Here is a 1,729-nt window from a genome sequence, read left to right as displayed (position 1 = left end):
AAGCGACCACGAAAAACACGGGGTTACAATACGCCGGATGAGCTATTTAAAGGTACAAAAACTCATTTACTTCGTTTATAACGATGTTGCACTTAATATGTGAATCCAAGTTTACTAATAATTATTAAGGATATCTCATGTCTGAAGAAAACAAAATTAACATGGATTTTTTGAACGGGTTAGATAAAAACATCTGTCCAGTATGTGGTGAAAAAGATTGCCCATACCCAAGAGATAGAAGGGGGGATAAAGTAATTGAAGAGATAATGAAGGCGTACGCCAAAGGTAATATGCTACAGGTGAAAAAATTATATTTATCGAAAATGGTCCCGCTTAGAAAAGTAAACTTTGGTAGGGGTAGTTTTGGTTCGGCTGAAGGATTTTCCGATAAAGCCAAAAATAATAAACCTAGTATGAGTTCATTCGGCATGTTGCAGCATTTTGTCAGAAAATCAGGCCGAGAACTGACACTCTCTGAAATCGGTGTGCATGATCAAGTTCGCGGATTGATGCAGAAATCCGGTGCATTTGGTAGACCAGAGGGTAGTATTCAATCTCGTTTTATCTCACAGATTCAACGTGGTGAGCGAATTGATTTTGAAAATAGATATAATTTTGGTCTAGAAAAAAAAGTTCCGGTTTACGATCCGCTGTGGGGTATTGGAGGAGCAAAGATTAGTGGCAGATTTACGGATGTTAGTGCTGAAAAAATGGGTGATGGATATAATGTATCTGGTACAATAAATTATAAACTGTATGATAAATTTACTGACCCATACGACACATTTAATTGGGGGAAAGAAGATATTAATTGGGGTGGTGAGCCATTTGATATCACTGGAGAATGGAAGGAAAATGTAAATTTTCGTGTCGACGGACAGATTTTTGAGAATAGGGTATTGCAGCTTCTTAAGGATAAAAAATAATTTTTTATGGTCGCGCGTTTAATGCGCGACTTTATACAAAATATCTAATTAAAATAAATATTGATAAGAAAATTGTGGGATAAGTAGACTTAATATAAAAATAAACGTCATTAATAACGACACCCATACGGTTTTTTTTACATTTCTTTCCAATATAAAGAAATAGCTAACTAATATGGTCAAGAAGAAGAAAGTTACAATTGACATAAAAAGCATGGCGACGAATAACATAACATATCCTTTACCGAAAATTTTCCGTAATCATATAGGTAATTGATTGAAAATCATAATTTTGTTTATAATTCTTTGATCTCATTAATCTCTGTCTCTGTGCCGGAAATAAATAAAATCAACATGTTACGTTAAATAGGATAATTATCCCCTTTTAACCCATTGATTTAATTGAATTCCTGTTATGTGCAGGAAATAAGTAAAATCAACGAGTTAGCTAAAGGTGGGATTTCTCACCTTTAATTCAGCGCGCTTTTGTTTCAAACGGAGGCGTGAAATTAACTATAGGGACTCCTTGAGTTTAAGGGGTCCCGTTGTCGAGGTCATTAGCTCAGTGACCTCGAAGAATACCGTAGTCCTCACTTTGACCTACCCGATAATTTCGGATTGACTGAAAGCACCCCTAAGTGGGAATTCCCGCTTAGGTGGCAACCCTTTGATTTATCCGTGGTCCTCACTTTGTAACCCTTCACCAGTCCCCCATTGACACAAAAATGTGATGTTTATCGCTTGATCCGCTTTTCCCTGTTGCTTGATCCTGCCAGTCAGGTAACCTTTTCACCCATGAAAAA

At 36.5% G+C, this 1,729-nt stretch carries 1 protein-coding gene; it reads left to right on the top strand.

Features of this window, described 5'->3' with window-relative positions; translation table 11 throughout:
* The first annotated feature begins 137 nt into the window (after positions 1–137).
* On the top strand, positions 138–926 hold the full coding sequence (locus tag AAC854_RS22395; RefSeq protein ID WP_340619021.1) for a hypothetical protein: 789 nt from the start codon (positions 138–140) through the stop codon (positions 924–926).
* The last annotated feature ends 803 nt before the right edge of the window (positions 927–1,729 follow it).

The sequence above is a fragment of the Xenorhabdus entomophaga genome, from assembly GCF_037996725.1.
Classification (GTDB): domain Bacteria; phylum Pseudomonadota; class Gammaproteobacteria; order Enterobacterales; family Enterobacteriaceae; genus Xenorhabdus; species Xenorhabdus khoisanae.
The sequence above is the reverse complement of the archived record's forward strand: the minus strand, read 5'-3'. Positions and strand labels throughout refer to the sequence as shown.